The organism is Streptomyces sp. NPDC051636, assembly GCF_044453765.1.
Taxonomy (GTDB): domain Bacteria; phylum Actinomycetota; class Actinomycetes; order Streptomycetales; family Streptomycetaceae; genus Streptomyces.
This window is the reverse complement of record NZ_JBITDA010000008.1, coordinates 144,860-163,045: the sequence shown is the minus strand read 5'-3', so window position 1 is coordinate 163,045 and position 18,186 is coordinate 144,860. Positions and strand designations below refer to the sequence as shown.

Below are 18,186 nucleotides of genomic sequence, written 5' to 3'. Positions count from 1 at the left end.
TGTCGTGGTGGCCGGTCATGGGCGCCGCTGCTTCCGGTCGCGGCGGCGGACGAGGGCCGCGGTGTCCCGGGAGCGGCGGTGGCGGGACGCGGCGGGCCCGGCGGGGCCGGAGCCGCCGGCGTGGGCGGCCATGGCCCGCACCGTCGGGTGGCGGAACATGTCGAGGCGGCTGACCTGCAGACCGAGCCGTTCCCGCAGGGTCGCCACCACGGACGTCAGGCGCAGCGAGTCGCCGCCGACGTCGAAGAAGTTGTCCTCCGCGCCGACCCGCTCCAGGCCGAGCGCCTCGCACCAGGCCTCGGCGATGCGCCGTTCCAGGTCGGTGCGGACGGCCGCCGCGCCGCCCGCGACGCGGGGGGCGTCGGGCTTCGGCAGGGCCTTGCGGTCGATCTTGCCGTTCGGGGTGAGCGGCAGCCGGGGCAGGACGGCGAAGGCGGAGGGGACCATGTAGGCGGGCAGTCGCTCGGCCAGCGCCGCCCGCCACCGGCCGGCGTCCGGCGGGCCGGCGGGGCCTGCCAGGTAACCGGCCAGGCGGCGTTCGCCGGGGCGGTCCTCGCGGACGACGGCGACGGCGGCGGTGACACCGGGCAGCCGGCGCAGGGCGGACTCCACCTCACCGAGTTCGATCCGGTAGCCGTTGAGCTTGATCTGCCCGTCGATCCGCTCCAGGTACTCCAGGCGGCCGTCGGGCAGGTGGCGTACCAGGTCGCCGGTGCGGTAGGCACGGCCCGTGGCACCCTCGGGGGCGGTGACGAAGCGTTCGGCGGTCAGCTCGGGCCGGCCGAGGTAGCCGTCGGCGACGCCGTCCCCGGACAGGTACAGCTCGCCGGGGATGCCCGGCGGGACGGGGACGCCGCGTTCGTCCAGAACGTGGCAGCGGGTGTTGCCGATGGGCCGGCCGATGGTGGCCGGCTCGCCGGGCCGCACCCGGTCGACGGTGGACCAGATGGTGGTCTCGGTGGGGCCGTACATGTTGTACAACGCTCCTACCCGGTGGGCGAGTTGCCCGGCCAGCTCGGGGGGCAGGGGTTCGCCGCCGCACAGCGCCCGCAGCGCGGGGTCGCCGCTCCAGCCGGCGGCGAGCAGCATCTGCCAGGTGGTCGGGGTGGCCTGCAGGACGGTGGGCGCGGAGCGCTCCACCCGCTCGCGCAGGGCGACGCCGTCGGCGGCCTCGGCGGCGGCCAGGATCTCCACCGTGCCGCCGCGCACGAGCGGCAGGTACAGCTCCAGGCCCGCGATGTCGAAGCAGACGGTGGTCAGCGCGAGCAGCGAGTCCTGGGAGCCGAAGCCGGGCCTGCGGGCCATCGTCCACAGGAAGTTGACCAGCGCCCGGTGGCCGACCTGGACGCCCTTGGGCAGGCCGGTGGAGCCGGAGGTGTAGATGACGTAGGCGGGTGCGTCCGCGGCGGAACGGTCCAGGGGGGCGCCCGGCCCCGCGTCTGTGAGGGCGGCGGAGGCGAGGACCGGGGTGACGGGGAGGTCCGCCAAGGTGCCGCCCAGCGTCTCGTCGGTCACGACCAGGCGGGCGCCGGAGTCCTGGAGCATGTGGCCGATGCGGGCGGGCGGGTAGATCGGGTCGATCGGCACGTAGGCGGCGCCGGTGCGCAGGACGGCGAGCAGGCTGATCAGCAGCTCGGGTGAGCGCTCCAGGTAGACGCCGACGAGTTCGCCCGGTCCGGCGCCCAGGCCGGCGAGGTGCCGGGCCAGCCGGCCGGTGGCGTCGTCGAGTTCGCCGTAGCCGAGGACGCGGTCCTGGAAGCGGACGGCGGTGGCGTCCGGTGCGGCGCAGGCGATGTCGGTGACCAGCCGGGTCACGGTCTCCTGGCGCGGGTAGTCCTCGTCGGTGTCGTTCCACCGGCCGAGCAGCAGCTCCCGCTCCTTGGGCGTGAGCAGTCCGGCGGTGCCCAGGGGGCGGTGCGGGTCGGCGGTGAGGGCGTCGAGGAAGGCTGCGAAGTGCCGGGCCAGCCAGCGCTCGTGGTCCGCGGTCAGCCCGGCGCCCGTGCGGAAGCCGGTGCTTCCGTCGGCGTCGATGCGGACGGTGAGCGGGCGGTCGTCCGGTCCGTCCGCGCTGCCGGGCAGCAGGACGGCGACGGGCAGCCGCGTGCGGGCCGCGCCGGTCAGGTCCGGATGGCGCAGGGCGACGTCACGCCGGTACGGCACGCCGTCGCGGAGCCGGTCGAGTTCGGTGCCGACGAGCTCCGTGAGGCCGGACAGGGGCAGGTCGAGCAGCCCGTCCGGGATCCGCAACGGCACCTCGGGCGCCAGGATGCGGAACGCGGCCGGGGAGGCCGCCCGCGGGACGGACACGGCGACGTGCCGCTCGTCGCCGCGGGTGAGCCGGGCCAGGAAGGCCAGGACGACGGCGAGGGCCGACAGTTCCGGATCCTGGCCGCGCAGGGCGTCGGGCAGCGGCACCGTACCGGCCGGAGCGGCGGCCGGGCCCAGCGGTCCGAACCTGGGCGGGAGCACCGGCTGCAGCGACCGCAGGACGCGCAGCCAGCGGCGCTCCTGGCGGTGTGCGGCGCGAGCGGCCTCGGCCAGTTCGGCGACGACCGCGTCGGACAGGTGCGGGAAGCGGCCGCCCAGGTCCCGGGCCAGGGCGACCGGGTCGAGGCGCTCCCCGGACAGGTCGGCGAGGTCGGTGAGGCGGACGTCCCGGTCGCCGGTGGCCACGGTGAGGGCGTCGGGGCCGGATCCGACGACCGTGCCGGGCTCGGCGGTGGACGGCCGGTCGGTGACCTCGACTGCGCGTACGGCCACCAGGTCGTCGCCGGAAGCCAGCAGGGCCGTGCCGAAGTCGTTGCGGCGGCGCCCGAACGCGGTGGCCCGCACCAGCGCGTCCAGTTCCGCGGCGGGCTGCCGCCAGTCGAACACACCGGCCCGGGGCAGTCCGTCGTACCGGCCGTGGTAGGTGCGCAGGCCCAGATCCTGCGGAGTGCGGGTGGCCGTGCCGGCGGCGAGTTCGTCGACGAGTTCGGCGAAGGACTCGATGCCCGCGTCGAAGCAGGCGACGTCGAGGTCGTGCACCGTGGCCGCCGGGTCGACGGGCACCGCGCGCTGCTTGAGCACGTCTCCGGTGTCGGCCTCGCGGTTCATCACGTGCCAGGTGACGCCGTGCTGTTTGTCGCCGTCGAGGATGGCCCAGCTGGTGGCGAAGAGACCCGCGTGCCGGGGCAGCGGACCGTCGTGGAAGTTGACGGGCAGCCGGGCCGGCAGCGCGAGCACCGCCTCCGGGAGCATGCGGAGGTTGGCGATGCTGAACAGGTAGTCGAAGCGCAGCGGGGCCAGTCGGTCGGCGAGGTCCCCGCCGAAGGGCACGGCGGGCAGCCCCTCGCCCTCTGCCCAGGCGACCAGTTCGGCGGAGGGGGACACCACGGCGGCCACCGTGTGTCCGCGGGCCACGAGCAGCCTGGTGCACTCGACGAGGAGCGTCTCCTCGCCGATCACGACACAGCTGAACGGCTCGGCAGTCATCGTCCGCCTCCTTCGGACTCCCCGCGCGGGGAGAGCAGTTCGGCCAGCAGCTCGTCGACGGCCTCGTCGGACAGCCCCGCGACCAGGCGCTCGGCGGCGTCGGCCGGGGCGGGGTCGGGAACCGCGGGGCCGGGTGCCGCCGGACGGGGCTTTTCGGGCTCGGGCTGGGGGGTGGTTTCGCCGGGCGTTCGGGAGCCGAAGTGAACGGCCAGCTGGCGGATCGTGATCCGCTCGAACAGCAGGGTCGCCGGCTGGGGTCCGTAGACGGCTTCCAGGGCGCGGGTCAGTTCCAGGACGACGAGCGAGTCGACGCCGTAGTTCTCGAAGGTGAGGTCGGGGTCGAGCTGGTCGGGTGTCATCTCCAGGACCCGGGCGAAGACGTCCGTCACCCGGCGCAGGGGGTCGTCCTGGGACACCGGGGAGACCGGGGCCACGGTGGGACCGGGCGCGGGAGCCGCCGTGCGGGCCGGGGCGGTGGCCGCCGTGCGGGACCGGGCGGGAGGCGGTGTCTGAGCCGGGGCGGGCGCCTGCTCGGCGACGGGCACCACGCCGTCGCTGATGGCGGTGATGACGCTCTGGAAGGCCGTGCCGGCCTGCGTCGCGGGCGCCGCCGCGCTGATGTCCGTGAAGCCGCACGTGGCGAGCACGTCGCGCCACTGGCGTTCGCTCGCCAGCGGGGAGCGGGGCATGCGCTGCTCGGGGTCGGCGAAGCGCCACCAGCCGGGTGTCAGGCCGAAGACGAGCGCCAGCTGGTGCCGGGGCCGGGTGCCCTCCACCAGCAGCATGGCGCCGCCCGGTCGCAGCAGTCGCTTGGCGCGGGCCAGCGTGTCGGACAGCCGCCGGGTGGCGTGCAGGACATTGGTGCCGAGCACCACGTCGTGGGTGCCGGAGGACGGGTCCTGCCCGGCCGGGTCGGCCTCGATGTCCAGCGTCTCGAAGCGGGTGAACGGATACGGGTCGCCGAACCGGTGCCGGGCCTTGCGGACGAACGCCGGGGAGACGTCGGTGAAGACGTACTCGACGCCGTCGCCGTAGGGGGCGAGGGCGGCGAGTACGGTCGCCGTGGTACCGCCCGTGCCCGCGCCGACCTCCAGGATCCGCACGGTCGCGGCCGGGTCGGCGGCCCGGCGGGCGCGGACCTGCTCGACCACGAGCCGCGCGACTTCCGCGTTGCAGCGGTCGGTGACCGGGTCGCCCCGGTACACGCCGGCCACCCGCTCGGCGGAGCCGTCGGGGAAGAGCACCTCCATGGCGGGGCGGCGGCCGGTGAGGATGTCGGGCAGGGCGGTCAGGCAGTCGCTCAGGAGTGTGAGGACCGGCGCGACGGCGGGGTGCCGTTCGGTCAGCTCGTGGAGGGCGGCCGCCGCCTCCGCCTCGGGCTGGACCGTACGGCCCGTCGGGCGGACACGGCCGGTGTCCGTGACCGTCAGCCAGCCGCCCTCGGCCAGCATGTCCAGCTGCGCCTGGAACAGCGCGGCGTGTTCGGGCACCACGCCCAGGCGGGCGGCCAGTTCCTCCCGTGCGGCTTCGGCCGGACCGAACAGGCCCGCCCGGTGCAGCACCGCAGCCAGCAGGCGCAGCGCCAGTTCCTCCGCCTCGGCGACCGCACGCTGGTGCGCGAGCAGTTCCCGGTCGGGGTCGGGCGCGCCGGGGAAGCAGACCTCGGCCGGCGCCTCCGGTCCGGCACCGGGCAGGACCTTCAGCGTGCGGTCCGGGTCGATGCCGAGGTTCTCCAGGACGGGCCGGTCGGCGTCCAGGGCGAACACCTGGGGCAGCCGCGCCGCGAGGGTGCGCTCGACGACGGTCATGCCCTGCTCGGCGCTGAGCGGGCGGATGCCGGCGGCTCGGAAGCGGCGCAGCACCCGCTCCCGCTCCGGGTCGCCGCCCGCGTGCCAGTAGCCGAGGTTGAGGACCCGGACCGGGAAGGGCAGGGTGCGGGCGGCGTGCAGGGCGTAGGCGTCGGCGAAGGCGCAGCCGGCCGCGTATCCCGCCTGGCCGTGGTTGCCCTCGAAGGCCACTCCGGAGGAGTAGAAGAGCGCGAAGTCCAGCGGCAGGTGGCGCACCGCGTGCAGCAGGCTCCAGGCGGAGTCCGTCTTGGTCTCCAGGGCCGCCCGCAGCGCGTCCTCCGGCAGCTCCCGCAGCATCTGGCTGACCAGCACCATCGCGGCGTTGATGACTCCGTGCAGGGCGCCGAACTCGCGCACGGCCAGCTCGGCCGCTTCCCGGAGCGCGTCGGGGTCGGTGGCGTCGAGGGCCAGGTAGCGGACCTCGGCGCCCGCCTTCTCCAGCTCCGCGACACTCCGGCGCCGGGCCTCGTCGAGCGGGGAGCGGCCGACGACGACCAGCTTCGCCCCGTATGCGCGGGCCAGGTGCCGGCAGGTGTCCCGGCCCACCGCGCCGAGGCCGCCGACGACCAGGTAGACGCCGCCCGGACGGAACGCGGGTGCTGCCGCGGGCAGTTCCACGCGCTCCAGGGTGCGGACACGGCGGACACCGGCGCGCAGCGACACCGGCACCGGCCGGGCCGGGAACGGTTCGGCCACGATGGCGTCGGCGGCCCGGTCGGCCTCCGTGGCGCGTACGTCGACCAGCGCCACGCGCAGGGCGGGGTACTCCTTGGCCGCGACGGCGGCCAGCCCGGTGATCCCGGCGGCCCACGGCGTGGAGTCGTCGCCCGCCTCCAGCGGGTGGACGTCCGTGGTGACGATCTTCAGGCGGGCCTCGCGGTCCAGCAGGCCGTGCCGGTCCAGCGCGCGCACCAGGCGGTACAGGGCGACCGGGCCCCGGTCGGTCAGAGCGCGCAGCTCGCCGCGCTCGGCGGGTTCACGTCCGGGGGCCGTACCGAGGAAGTAGACCAGGTCCGGCGCACCGGATCCGGCGAGGGCGCGGTCGAGTTCGGCGTCGGTGAGCCCGCCGGGGCCGACCGGGAGGCGCCGTACGTCCGCGCCGCGGTGGGCGCGGGCGATGCCGGCGGCGGGCTCGGCGTCCAGCCGCTCCCCGACCAGCAGCACGCTGCGGGCGGTGGCGGCCCGGCCGTCGGCGGGCCGGGCGGTCCACACCGGCCGGTGTACGACCACCGCGGACGGCTTGGCCTCGCGGTAGGTCAGGCCCTCGAAGCGGACCCGTACCGCGCCGGTGTCGTCGCAGAGCAGCACCTCGCAACGGTCGGGGCCGGTCTCCCGGACGTAGGACCAGCCGGTCTCCGGTACCGGGCCGAACACCTCGACGCGGTCGGCGGCGAACGGCAGCATGGGCCGGGCGTGTTCGCCGCGGCGGCGCACCAGCAGGGCGGCGATCGTGTGCAGGGCTGCGTCCAGGACGCCGGGGTGCAGTGGGTGTGCCGGGCCGTCGCCGACGGGCTCGCCGATCCGGCCGAGCACCTCGTCGTCGCCGGTCCACACCTGCCGGACGCGCCGGAAGAAGGGCCCGTACGGCAGCCCCTGTCCGGCGAGCGCCCGGTAGAAGGCGGCTTCTCCGGGGCCCTCGTCCAGGCGGGTGCGCAGGGCGGTGATGTCGAGGGGGGCGGGTGCGGCCGGGGCGGGGGCGAGGCGGCCGCACGAGCGGACGGTGTCGTCGGCGCCGCGGATCTCGTACCGGTCGCCGTCGAGGACCACCGCGACCGTCTCCTGGGCCCCGTTCAGCGCCAGCGGGACGATCCAGCGGACGTCCGCGCAGGCCTGCCCGGTCAGCCCCCCGTTCGCCTCGGCGACGAGGTCGAGGTGGCCGACGCCGGGGAGGACGGGCCGGCCGTCGACCACGTGGTCGCGCAGTACCGGCTCGTCAGCGGCGAGCCGGCGCTCCCACCGGCGGACTCCTTGCCGCGGGGCGGGGGTGGGCGTGGTGTCGAGCCAGTGCCGTACCCGCTCGAAGGGGTAGGTCGGCAGTGGCACCCGGCGGCGCGCGGCGGGACGCAGGCGGTGCAGCAGGTCCCAGTCGACGGTGACGCCGGAGACCCACAGCCGGCCGAGGAGGTCGTCGGCGCCCGCCGTGATCTGGGCGGCGAGGAAGTCGTCGCCGCCGACCCCGTCGGTCAGCAGACCGGCCAGCGGCGGGTGCTGCTCCACCCGGCCCCGGTGCAGCCACTGGCCGCCCTCGCCGCGGCCGACGGCGGTGAGCTTGCCGGCCGCGTCCGCGAGGTCGGCGGCGATGAACGCCAGTCGTGCGGCAAGGGGTTCTCGGCCCACGCGCAGGGTGTGGGCGACGTCGGCGAGGCGCGGGGCGTCCGGGCCGGCGAGGGCACGGCCCAGGTCGGCCGCGTAGGCGCGCAGCCGCTCCTCGTCACGGGCGGAGAGGACGATCAGCTCCGCCGGTTCGGGGCCGGCCGGCGCCGGTTCGCCGGCCACGTACTCCTCCACGATGACGTGCGCGTTGGTGCCGCCCGCACCGAACGAGCTGACGGCGGCGCGGCGCGGCAGCGGGCGGCCGTCGCCGTCGTGGGCGCGCGGCCAGGGCGCCGTCTCGCGCTGCACGGTGAACGGCGAGCGGTCGAAGTCGATGGCCGGGTTGGTCTCCTCGGCGTGCAGCGTGGGCAGCAGCGTGCCGCGGCGCACCTGCAGGACGGCCTTGGTGAGTCCGGCGATGCCGGCGGCGCCCTCCAGGTGGCCGATCGCGGACTTCACCGAGCCCAGCGCGCAGAAGCCCGTGTCCCCGGTGTGCCGGGCGAAGGCCTGGGCGAGCGCGGTGTGCTCGATGGGGTCGCCCAGGGCGGTGCCGGTGCCGTGCGCCTCGACGCAGCCGATGGTGCGGGCGTCGATGCCCGCGGCGGCCAGCGCCTGCTCCACCAGCGCCTGCTGCGCCTGCGGGTTGGGCACGGTGTAGCCGCTGGTGCGGCCGCCGTGGCCCACGGCGCTGGCCCGGATCACCGCGTGCACGGTGTCACCGTCGCGAACCGCTTCCGACAGCCGCTTGAGCACCACCGCGCCGACACCCTCGCCGGGCACGTATCCGGTGCCGCCCGCGCCGAAGGCCCGGCAGCGGCCGTCGGCGGACAGCATGGTCTTGTGGCTCAGGTGCACGTACTTGTCGGGGTGCACGGCCACGTTCACGCCGCCCGCGATGGCGTACGAGCACTCGCCGCGGCGGATGCTCTCGCAGGCCTGGTGGACGGCGACGAGGGACGCGGAGCAGGCGGTGTCGACCACCACGCTCGGGCCTCGGAAGTCGCCGAAGTAGGAGACCTGGTTGGCGATGGAGGAACGGTTGGCGAGGACCACCTGGTGGTTGCCGCGGGCGGACTCGGTGGCGGCCAGGATCGCGTAGTCGTCCCACATGACGCCGACGAACACGCCCACGTCGTGGCCCTGGCCGCCGTGGCGGGGCGCGGGGATGCGCGACGGCGGGTAGCCGGCGTCCTCCAGCGCCGACCACGCCGTCTGGAGGAAGAGCCGCTCCTGCGGGTCCATCGTGCGGGCCTGTTTGGGGGCGATCTGGAAGAACAGCGAGTCGAAGCAGTCCACGTCCGACAGGAAGCCGCCCCAGCGGCCGTAACTGCGGCCCGGTGCGGCCGGGTCCGCGTCGAACAGGGCATCGGCGTCCCAGCGGTCCGCGGGAACCTCGGTGACGCAGTCGCGGCCCTCGGCGAGGTTGCGCCAGAACTCCTCCAGGGTGTCCGCCTGGGGGTAGCGGCCGCTGATCCCGATGACGGCGATCGGCTCGTCGGCGTCCTTGCGGACGGGCGAAGTGCGCGGCGCCGGGGCGGGTACGGCCGCGGGGACGGGCTCCGGTGCCGGGGCGGGTACGGCCGCGGGAGCGGGCTCCCCCGGCTGCGGCTCGGTCTCGTCCGGGAAGAGGCGGGTGACGGCGTCGGCGTGCTCGGCGAGGATGTGGCCGGCCAGTTCGTCGACCGTGCGGAACTCGAAGAACACGGTGCCGCGCAGGCCCGGGAAGTCCTTGCCGAGCAGCGAGTTGGACTCCATGACCAGCACCGAGTCCAGGCCGTAGTCGTCGAGTGCCACCCGGCTGTCGAGGCGTCCGGGGGACAGCTTGAGGACGCCCGCGAGGACCTGGCGCAGGTGCTCCACCAGGCGGTTCCTGAGCCGGTCCGGGTGGGCGGAGGCAGCGGCGGCCGTGGCAGCGGGCCTGGCCGTGGCCGGCGCGTTTGTCAGGGCGGCGTCGACGGCCTCCGGGTCGCCCCAGGCGGGCACGAGCCAGGAGGCGCCGGCGGCGATCGACCGGGTGAGGAGGTCCAGTCCCTGTTCGGCGGTCAGCGCGCGCATGCCGCTGCGGCGGGTGTAGGCGGCCAGCTCCTCCGCGCGGACCAGCCCGTCGACCCCGCCGACCGCCCACAGCGGCCAGGCCAGGGCCAGGCTGCGGCCGTGCCGCTCGCCCCGGCGCACCCGGCCGTCGCGGAGCACCGTGTAGAGGTCGGCGAAGCGGTTGGCGGTGGCGTAGCCGGCCGCTCCGAAGTCACCGATGAGGGAGGAGACGGAGGAGAAGACCACGAACAGGTCGAGGGCGTCCTCGCGGGTCAGCCGGTCCAGCTGGACCAGCCCGTGCGTCTTGGCGCCGAGCAGCCGGGCGAAGCGGTCCCGGTCGCCGTCGGCACGGCCCCCGTCGGCGACGCCCGCCAGGTGGAACACGCCGTGGAGCGCGCCGAACCGGTCCCGGGCGGTCGCGAGCGCCGCGCCGAGTTCCCCGGCGTCGGTCACGTCGGCGCGCAGGGCGAGCACCTCTGCGCCGAGGCCGGCCAGGGTGCGGTGCCAGGCGCGGGTCCGCCCGTCGGGCTCGGAGCGGCCGATCAGCACCAGCTTGGCCGCGTGGGCGCGGGCCAGGTGCTCGGCGAGCACGCGCCCGATGGCACCGGAGCCGCCGGTCACGACGTACACGCCGCCGTCCCGCAGGGGCAGTTCGGCCGGTGCCGCCGTCCCGGTGAGCGGGCGCAGGGCCCGCACCTGGCGCTCGCCGGAGGCCGTGCGGCGGACCTCCAGCCCGGCGGCACGAGGCCCGGCGCGCAGTTCCACGGCCACGGCCTGGGCGACCTCAGCCGGTGGGGCGGCGGCGTCGACGCCGAGGGTGAGCAGTTCCAGGCGCGGTGCGACCGGCCCCGTGGAGCGGGCGAACCCGGCCAGGGCCGCATGCTCCGGCCGGTCCGCGCCGGCGTCCTGCGTGTGCAGCACCAGGCAGCGCACCCGGCCGGGGAGCGTGCCGGAACGGGCCGCGTCGAGCACGTCCAGCACGGGGGCGCAGGCAGCGTCGAGCAGGTCGGCGGGCGAGCCCTCGTCCGGCCCGCCGAGGACGACGGCGAGGTCGAGCCCGTCCTCGCCGACGAGCGAGGCCGGTGCGTCGCCGCCCCCGCCGACGGGAACGACCCGCCGCCACACGCCGGTCGCGGCCAGCGCGGACTGCAGTGCGGTGGGGTGGCCGAGCAGGGCGAGGGTCCCGGCGGCACCCTGCGGCTCCGGGTCGGGGGCGGAACGCCAGTACGGCTCGTAGAGGCGGGGTCCGCCGGAGGCGGGGGCGGTGCCCGGCGCCGCTTCGGGCCGCGCGGCCGGCGCGGGGGGCGTACGTCCTGCGAAGTCCCGCACGGAGACGAGCACGCGGCCCTCGTCGTCGTACACGGCCAGGTCGAAGCGGCGCACGCCCGCCGACTCGTCCGTCAGCCGCGCGTGCGCGTGACAGACCTCCGGCAGCGGCGCGAAGGCGTGCAGGGCGCCGAGGCTGAAGGGGACGGCGAGTTCACCGGGCCGCGGCGCGGTGGTGCGGCCGGTCCAGTGGCAGGCGCGCAGCGCGCCGTCGAGGAGGGCCGGGGGCAGCTCCGTGCCGGGGGCGGCACCGGGCGCGGTCAGCCGGACGAGCGCCTCGCCCGGGCCGACGCGGATCTCGTCGACGACCTGGAAGGAGGGGCCGTACGCGAATCCGGCGGCCGCGTAGTCGGCGTAGGCGGTGGGCCGGTCGCGTACGGCGGACAGGCGCTCGCGCAGTGCGGCGAGGTCCTCGACCGTGTCCGGGGCGGCGGGAGCCGGGACCGCGCTGCCGCGGGCGTGGGTGGTGCGGTCGCCGCCGGTTCCGCTGGACACCTCGAAGACCAGAGCGGTGCCCTCCGGACGGAAGGAGACGTACAACTCCGTTGATCCGTCGGCGGGTTCGACGGCCCGGCCCCACACCACGTCGCGCAGGGCGTGCCGGACGCCCGGTTCGGCGAGCGCCGCGGCGGCCCGGACGAACTCCAGGATCGCCGCGCCCGCCAGCAGCGGCCGGCCCTCGATGACGTGGTCGCGCAGCAGCGGATCGTGCGCGTGCAGGGTCTTGCGGAAGCGGACCTCGCGGACGGTGGACTCGTTGGCGTCGACCAGCGGATGCGGGGCGGCCGAGCCCAGGTCGGGGTTGAGCGGGATCCAGTAGCGTTCCGCGGCGAACGGGTAGAGCGGGGCACGCACCCGGCGCGGGAGGGGACCCGGCCGGTCGGCGTGCCAAGCGGCCCAGTCCACGTCGGCTCCGCCCAGCCAGCGCCGGGCCGGCTCGGTGCACGGGCCTGCGCCGGGGAGCTCGGGGGCGGGCCCCCCGTCGGCGAACCGGCGCAGGGCGGTGACGAGGTCGGCGCCGTCGGTGACGGCCACCGCGAGCCGGGCGGCGAGGGGTTCGCGGCCGACCTGGGTGGTGAAGCACAGGTCGGCGAGCGGCACGCGCTCGGCGGCGACGAAGCGGGCGGCCGACTCGGCGTAGGCGCGCAGCCGTTCCTCGTCGCGGGCGGAGAGCAGGAACAGAACCGGTTCGCCGGTGCGCTGCTCTCCCGCCGGTACGGCGGTGACGGGGTCGGCGTTCGGGGACTCCTCCAGGACGAGGTGCGCGTTGGCGCCGCCCGCGCCGAAGGAACTGAGCCCGGCCCGGCGCGGCCGGTCCCCGCCGGGCCAGTCGGACCGCTCGCGCTGGACGCGGAACGGAGAGCGGTCGAAGTCGATGTTGGGGTTCAGCTCGGCCGCGTGCAGGGAGGGCACGAGGGTGCGGTGGCGGAACTGCAGCAGCACCTTGGTGAGTCCGGCGATGCCGGCCGCGGACTCCAGGTGCCCGATGTTGGACTTCACCGAGCCGATCGGCCAGGTGCCGGGCGCGGCCTCGGCCAAGCGGTAGGCGTGGGTGAGGCCGGTCAGCTCGATCGGGTCGCCGAGGGCGGTGCCGGTGCCGTGGGCCTCGACGTAGCCGATGTCACGCGGGGTGACACCGGCCTGCTCCAGCGCGGTGGTGATCGCCCGCTGCTGGGCGCGCGGGTTGGGCACGCTGTAGCCGTTGGTCCGGGCGCCGTGGTTGACGGCGCTGCCCAGGACGAGGCCGTGGATGCGGTCGCCGTCGGCCAGTGCCTTGCGGTAGGGCTTGAGCAGGACGGCGCCGACGCCCTCGCCGGGCACGTACCCGTCGCCGCCCGCGCCGAACGCCCGGCAGCGGCCGTCGGAGGACAGGAAGCGGCCCTGACTGAGGAAGGCGAACTTGTACGGGTGGACGGAGACGTTGACGCCGCCCGCGACGGCCAGTTCGCTCTCGCCCCGGCGCAGGCTCTCGCAGGCCAGGTGGATCGCGGTCAGCGAGGAGGAGCACATGGTGTCCAGCGCCATGCTCGGGCCCGACAGGTCCAGGGCGTGGCTGACCCGGTTGGCGATGGTGGCGAACGACGAGCCGGTCAGCGGCCGCCCGCCGCGCAGGGCGTCCAGGGCCCCGTGGAACTGGTACTCGCCGTACATCACGCCGACGTACACGCCGACGGGCCGGCCGGCCAGGTCGGAGCGGCGGTAGCCGGCGTCCTCCAGGACGTGCCAGGCGTTCTGCAGGAAGAGCCGTTCCTGGGGGTCCATCAGTTCGGCCTGGCGCGGTGAGATGCCGAAGAAGAGCGGGTCGAAGCGGTCGACGTCGCGCAGGAACCCGCCCCACCGGGTGTGGGCTAGGCCGGGCGCCGCCGGGTCCGGGTCGTACCAGCGGCCGCTGTCCCAGCGGTCGGCGGGAATCTCCGTGATGTGGTCGCGCCCTTCGGCCAGGGCAGCCCAGAACGCGTCGAGGTCGTCGGCGCCCGGGTAGCGGCCGGCCAGGCCGATGACGGCGACGGCGTCGTCGGTGTCGTCGGCTTCGACGGGTGCGGGACCGCCGGACCGTCCGGTGCGGCGCGGGGAGCGCGCCGGGCGGGGGGCGGCGGGGAGTGCCGGGACCGGCGCCGGGGCGGTGGCCTGGTCGTCGCCGCGGCCCAGCTCGGCCGCGTGGTACTCGGCGAAGTAGCCGGCGAGTTCTCCGAGAGTGGCGTATTCAAAGAACAACGTCTTGGACAGTCCGGCGAAGTACCGGTCCAGCTCGCGGTTGAGCTTGGTGATCATCAGCGAGTCGATGCCGTACCGGTCGAACGGTTCGTCCTCGGCCAGTTCGGCCGCGTTCAGCCCGGTCTCGGCGGCGATCAGCTCGCGCAGCAGCCGCAGGGCCTCCGCGCGGGCTGCGCCCTCCCCGGCGGGGACGGCGGCCCCGATGGTGCGGGCGGCCGGCTCCGCGGTGCGGGCGGCGGGTGCGGTGAGCGCGGTGGTGATCTTGCGGATGTCCCCGTGGGCGGCGACGAGCGGGCCGGGGGTGCCGAGCGCCTGCTCGAACAGGGCAAGGCCGGCCTCGGTGGGCAGGACACCGAAGCCGGTGCGGTCGGCGATGTCCGCGGCCGCGTCGGCGCTCTGGCGCATCCCGCCGTCGGCCCACATCGGCCAGGCGATCGCGGTGATCCGGCGGTGCCGTTCGGCGTAGGCCTCCAGGTAGGCGTTGGCGTACGCGTAGTCGCTCTGGCCGGGGTTGCCGATGTGCGCGGCGATGGAGGAGAAGACGACGAAGAAGTCCAGCGGGTCGTCGGTGGTGGCCGCGTCCAGGGCGCGCAGTCCGGCGGCCTTGGGGGCCAGGACGGCCGCGAAGTCCTCGTCGGACTTGGTGAGGGCGAAGCCGTCGCGCAGTACGCCCGCGGCGTGGACGACTCCGTTGAGCGGGCCGAACTCTGCCCGGACTGCGTTGAGTTGCGCGGTCAGTGCGTCCGCGTCCGACACGTCAACGCTGCGGTGGACGAGGCGCTCGTCCAGGTCGGCGGGTCGCTCGCTGCGGCCCAGCAGGATCACGCGGGCGTCGGCACGCGCGAGGAGCCGGTCGGCGACGGCACGGCCGAGTCCGCCGGCGCCGCCCGTCACGACGTACACGCCGCGGTCGCGGATGGCCACCGGGTCGCCGGCGGGGGCCGGCTCCGCGTGCGGAATCCGGCGGCCTTCCGCGGTGTGGGCGACCTCCGGGTCGCGGCCGTGGCCCGCCAGTTCGTCGGCGAGCGCGTCGGCCTCGGTCACGCCCTCGGCGAGACCGACGGCCTGGAGTTCGAGGAGGGGGTTCTCCGCGCGGACGGTCCGGGCGAAGGCGGCGAGGGCGGCTCGCTCGGGACGGGGGCCGTCGGCGTCGTGCCGGTGGAGCAGGAGGACGCGGACGGGGGCCGTGGGGCGGGCGGCGAGGAGGGTACGGACGACGTGCAGCGCCTGTCCGGGGGACGGCTCGTCGACGAGGACGACGTCCGGCGCGGTGGCCGGGTCGAGGTCGCGGGTGACCGTCCCGACGCCCAGGGCCGTGAGGTGGGCGGCGAGCTGTGCCCGGCGGGCCGGATCGGCGGTGACGACGGCGGCCGTCTCAGCGCGGAGTGCGCCGGTGTGCTCGGTGGGCGCGGTTTTCCAGCGGCGGACCAGCAGGGCCGACTCGCGGGCCTCGCCGAGGACGCGGACGGCGAGGTCGTCCAGGCGGGCCAGCACCTGGCCGTGGGCGTCCAGGACGGTGAGGTCGGCGTGTGCGGTCCGCTCCCCCAGCCGGCCGGCCGCCACGTGGACGCGGCAGGGCCCGGTGACGGGGGCGTACACGGTGAGTTCACCGAGGGCCAGCGGCAGGAAGCCGTCGGCGGAGTCACCGTAGACACGGGCCAGCAGCACCACCAGGGCGTGCAGGGCGCCGTCCAGCAGAGCGGGGTTGAGGGCGGCGCCGTCGAGTGCGGCGCCGTCGGGCAGGTCGAGCGTGCCGACGGCCTCCCCGTCGCCGAGGCGGACCTCGGTGAGGGCGCGCATCCGGGGGCCGTAGTCGAGGCCGCGGGCGCGCAGGAGATCGTAGGCGTCGGCGCGGGTGACCGGCTCGGTGCAGCGGGCGGCGACGGCGGTCAGGTCGACCGGGGCGGGCCGCTCGGTGCCTGCGGGACGGATCTCGCCTGCCGCGACCACCTGCTCCTCGGCGGTGAGTTCGAAGCCGACCGTGTCGGGCTCGCGCCACAGCTGGACCAGTGCGGTGCGCGGCCCGGCGGCGTAGGACAGCAGGTGCTCGAAGGAGACGCCGCACAGCCGGACCGGGCCGCCGAGGGAGAGCGCGCCGGCCGCGCGGGCCAGTTCGAGCTGCACGGCGGCGGGCAGGACGGCCTCGGTGCGGACGCGGTGGTCGGCGAGGTAGAACTCGGTGCCGGTGCGAGAGGTGCGGTAGGCGAGCGTGTCGAGGGTGGAGACGTTCTCGTCGAGCAGGGGGTGCGGGCCGTGGCCGGTGCTGCCGGATCCGGGAACGCCGCCGACGGAACCCTTGCCGCCGGGACCGGCGATGCCGCCGGCCGCGCTGCCGTCCGGGCCGGTCAGCCAGCAGCGGCGGCCCTCGAAGGGGTACGTCGGCAGCGGGACGCGGCCGCGCTCCTCGCCCTCGAACCAGGCCGCCCAGTCGACGGCGGCACCGGCCTGCCAGGCCCGGGCCACGCCGTCCCAGGGGCCGTCGGTCACTCCCAGGGCGACTCCGCGGACCTCGTCGAGGGCGCCGCGCACGGGAATGCGGGTGCGTACGGTGGACGGCGCCTGTTCCTCGCCGGTCAGCGCGTCCTCCAGCCGCAGCGCGCCGGACACGCACGCGGCGGCCCGCGCCGCGAGCCCGTCACCGTGGATCGCGGCCGGAGTGAGCCCCCAGTCGAGCCAGAGCCTGCCGAGCGCGTACTGCACGGCGAACGCCTGCCCCCGCTCCCCCAGCCGGCCGGCGCCTGCGGCGAGCGCGGCCCGGTGGTGCCCGGCGAAGGCGGGCTCCGCTGCGGTCCACCGCTCGGCCAGGGCCGCCGCGTCCGGGACGTCCTCGGCGAACACGAAGGAGACCTCGCCGGTGCCGGGGCGCTCCGGGAGGGGGGCCTCGCGCAGTGCGCGGGCGAGTGCGGCGCGGTCGGAGCCGGTGACGGCGAGCCGGTACTCGTGGGCGCGGCGGCCGACGGCCAGCGTGTAGGCGACGTCGGCGAGCGCGGCGGAGTCGTCCGCGTCGAGGTGGGCTGCCAGGTTCCCGGCGGCCGTGGCCAGCGCGGTGGCGGTGCGGGCGGAGACCACCAGGACCTGCTGCGCCCGGTGCGCGTCGCCGGTGACGGGGGCGGGCGGGGCTTCCTGCAGGACGGCGTGCGCGTTGGTGCCGCCGATGCCGAAGGAGCTGACGCCCGCTCGCAGTGGGCCCTCCTCCCCCGGCCACGGGACGGTACCGGTGTTCACCTTGAAGGGGCTGGCCGCGAAGTCGATGGCCGGATTGGGGATGTCGTGGTTGAGCGTCGGCACCAGGGTCCGGTGCTTCATCATCAGGACCGTCTTGATCACGCCGGCGACACCGGCCGCCGCGTCCAGGTGGCCGATGTTGGATTTGACCGAGCCGATGGCGCAGAACCCGGTGTCGGCCGTGGCCTCCCGGAAGGCCCGGGTGAGCGCCGAGACCTCGACGGGATCGCCGAGCCGGGTTGCGGTGCCGTGCGCCTCGACGTAGCCGATGGAGCGCGGGTCGACGCCGGAGACGGTGTGCGCCTCGCGGATGACGGCGGCCTGGCCGGCGGCGCCGGGCGCGGCGAAACTCACCTTGCCCGAGCCGTCGTTGTTGGTGGCCGTGCCCTTGATGACGGCGTGGATGGTGTCGCGGTCCTCGATGGCGTCCCGCAGGAGCTTCAGGACCAGGACGCCGACGCCGTTGCCGAGGACCGTGCCGCTCGCGCCGGCGTCGAAGGTGCGTACGTGCCCGTCCTGGGACAGGATCGCGCCCTCTTCGTACAAGTAGCCCTTGGTCTGCGGCAGTTTCACGGTGACACCGCCCGCGAGCGCCATGTCGCACTCGCCGTTGACCAGGCCCTGGCAGGCCAGGTGGATGGCGACGAGGGACGTGGAGCAGGCGGTCTGGACGGCGTAACCGGGGCCCTTGAGGTCGAGTTTGTACGACAGCCGGGTGGCGAGGAAGTCCTTGTCGTTGCCGACCATCACCGCGAAGTGGTCGGAGGTGGCGGTCTGGTCGACGTTGGGGAGGACCTGCTGCTGGAGGTAGGTGTTGATCGCCGCGCCGGCGTAGACGCTGATCAGCCCGTCGTAGCGGGCCGGGTCGTATCCGGCGTGCTCCAGGGCGGCGTGGCCGGCGGTCAGCAGGATGCGGTGCTGCGGGTCGGTGATCGCGGCCTCGGCCGGGGTGAACTCGAAGTAGCCGGTGTCGAACAGGTCGACGTCCGGGATGATCCCGTGGGCGGGGACGTAGTCCGGGTCGTCGAGCAGCCGGTCGGGCACCCCCGCCGCGGCGAGTTCCTCGCGGCTGAAGCGGGTGATGCCCTCGCGGCCCTCGCTCAGCAGACGCCAGAAGGAGTCCAGGTCGTCGGCGCCGGGGAAACGCCCGGCCATGCCGATGATCGCGACATCCGTCTCGGCTGCCTGGACCTCGTGGCTGCTCACTGGCCCGATCTCCCCTTTTCGTGCGCCCGTTCCGGTGCGGAACGGG

Annotated in this window: 2 protein-coding genes; both read right to left on the bottom strand. The window is 75.8% G+C overall.

The window, feature by feature from the left end:
* Positions 1–15: 15 nt before the first annotated feature.
* The gene (locus tag ACIBBH_RS17345) at positions 16–3,474 is read right to left on the bottom strand and encodes an amino acid adenylation domain-containing protein (protein WP_399405367.1); all 3,459 of its coding nucleotides are present in this window, start codon (positions 3,472–3,474) and stop codon (positions 16–18) included.
* On the bottom strand, positions 3,471–18,140 hold the full coding sequence (locus ACIBBH_RS17340; protein ID WP_399405365.1) for an SDR family NAD(P)-dependent oxidoreductase: 14,670 nt from the start codon (positions 18,138–18,140) through the stop codon (positions 3,471–3,473). Before ACIBBH_RS17340 ends, ACIBBH_RS17345 begins: the two co-directional genes overlap by 4 nt.
* Positions 18,141–18,186 lie beyond the last annotated feature (46 nt).

Excerpts from the sequence above, each read along its gene's own strand:
- ACIBBH_RS17345 (WP_399405367.1), bottom strand. The coding sequence starts at position 3,474 with ATGACTGCCGAGCCGTTCAGCTGTGTCGTGATCGGCGAGGAGACGCTC.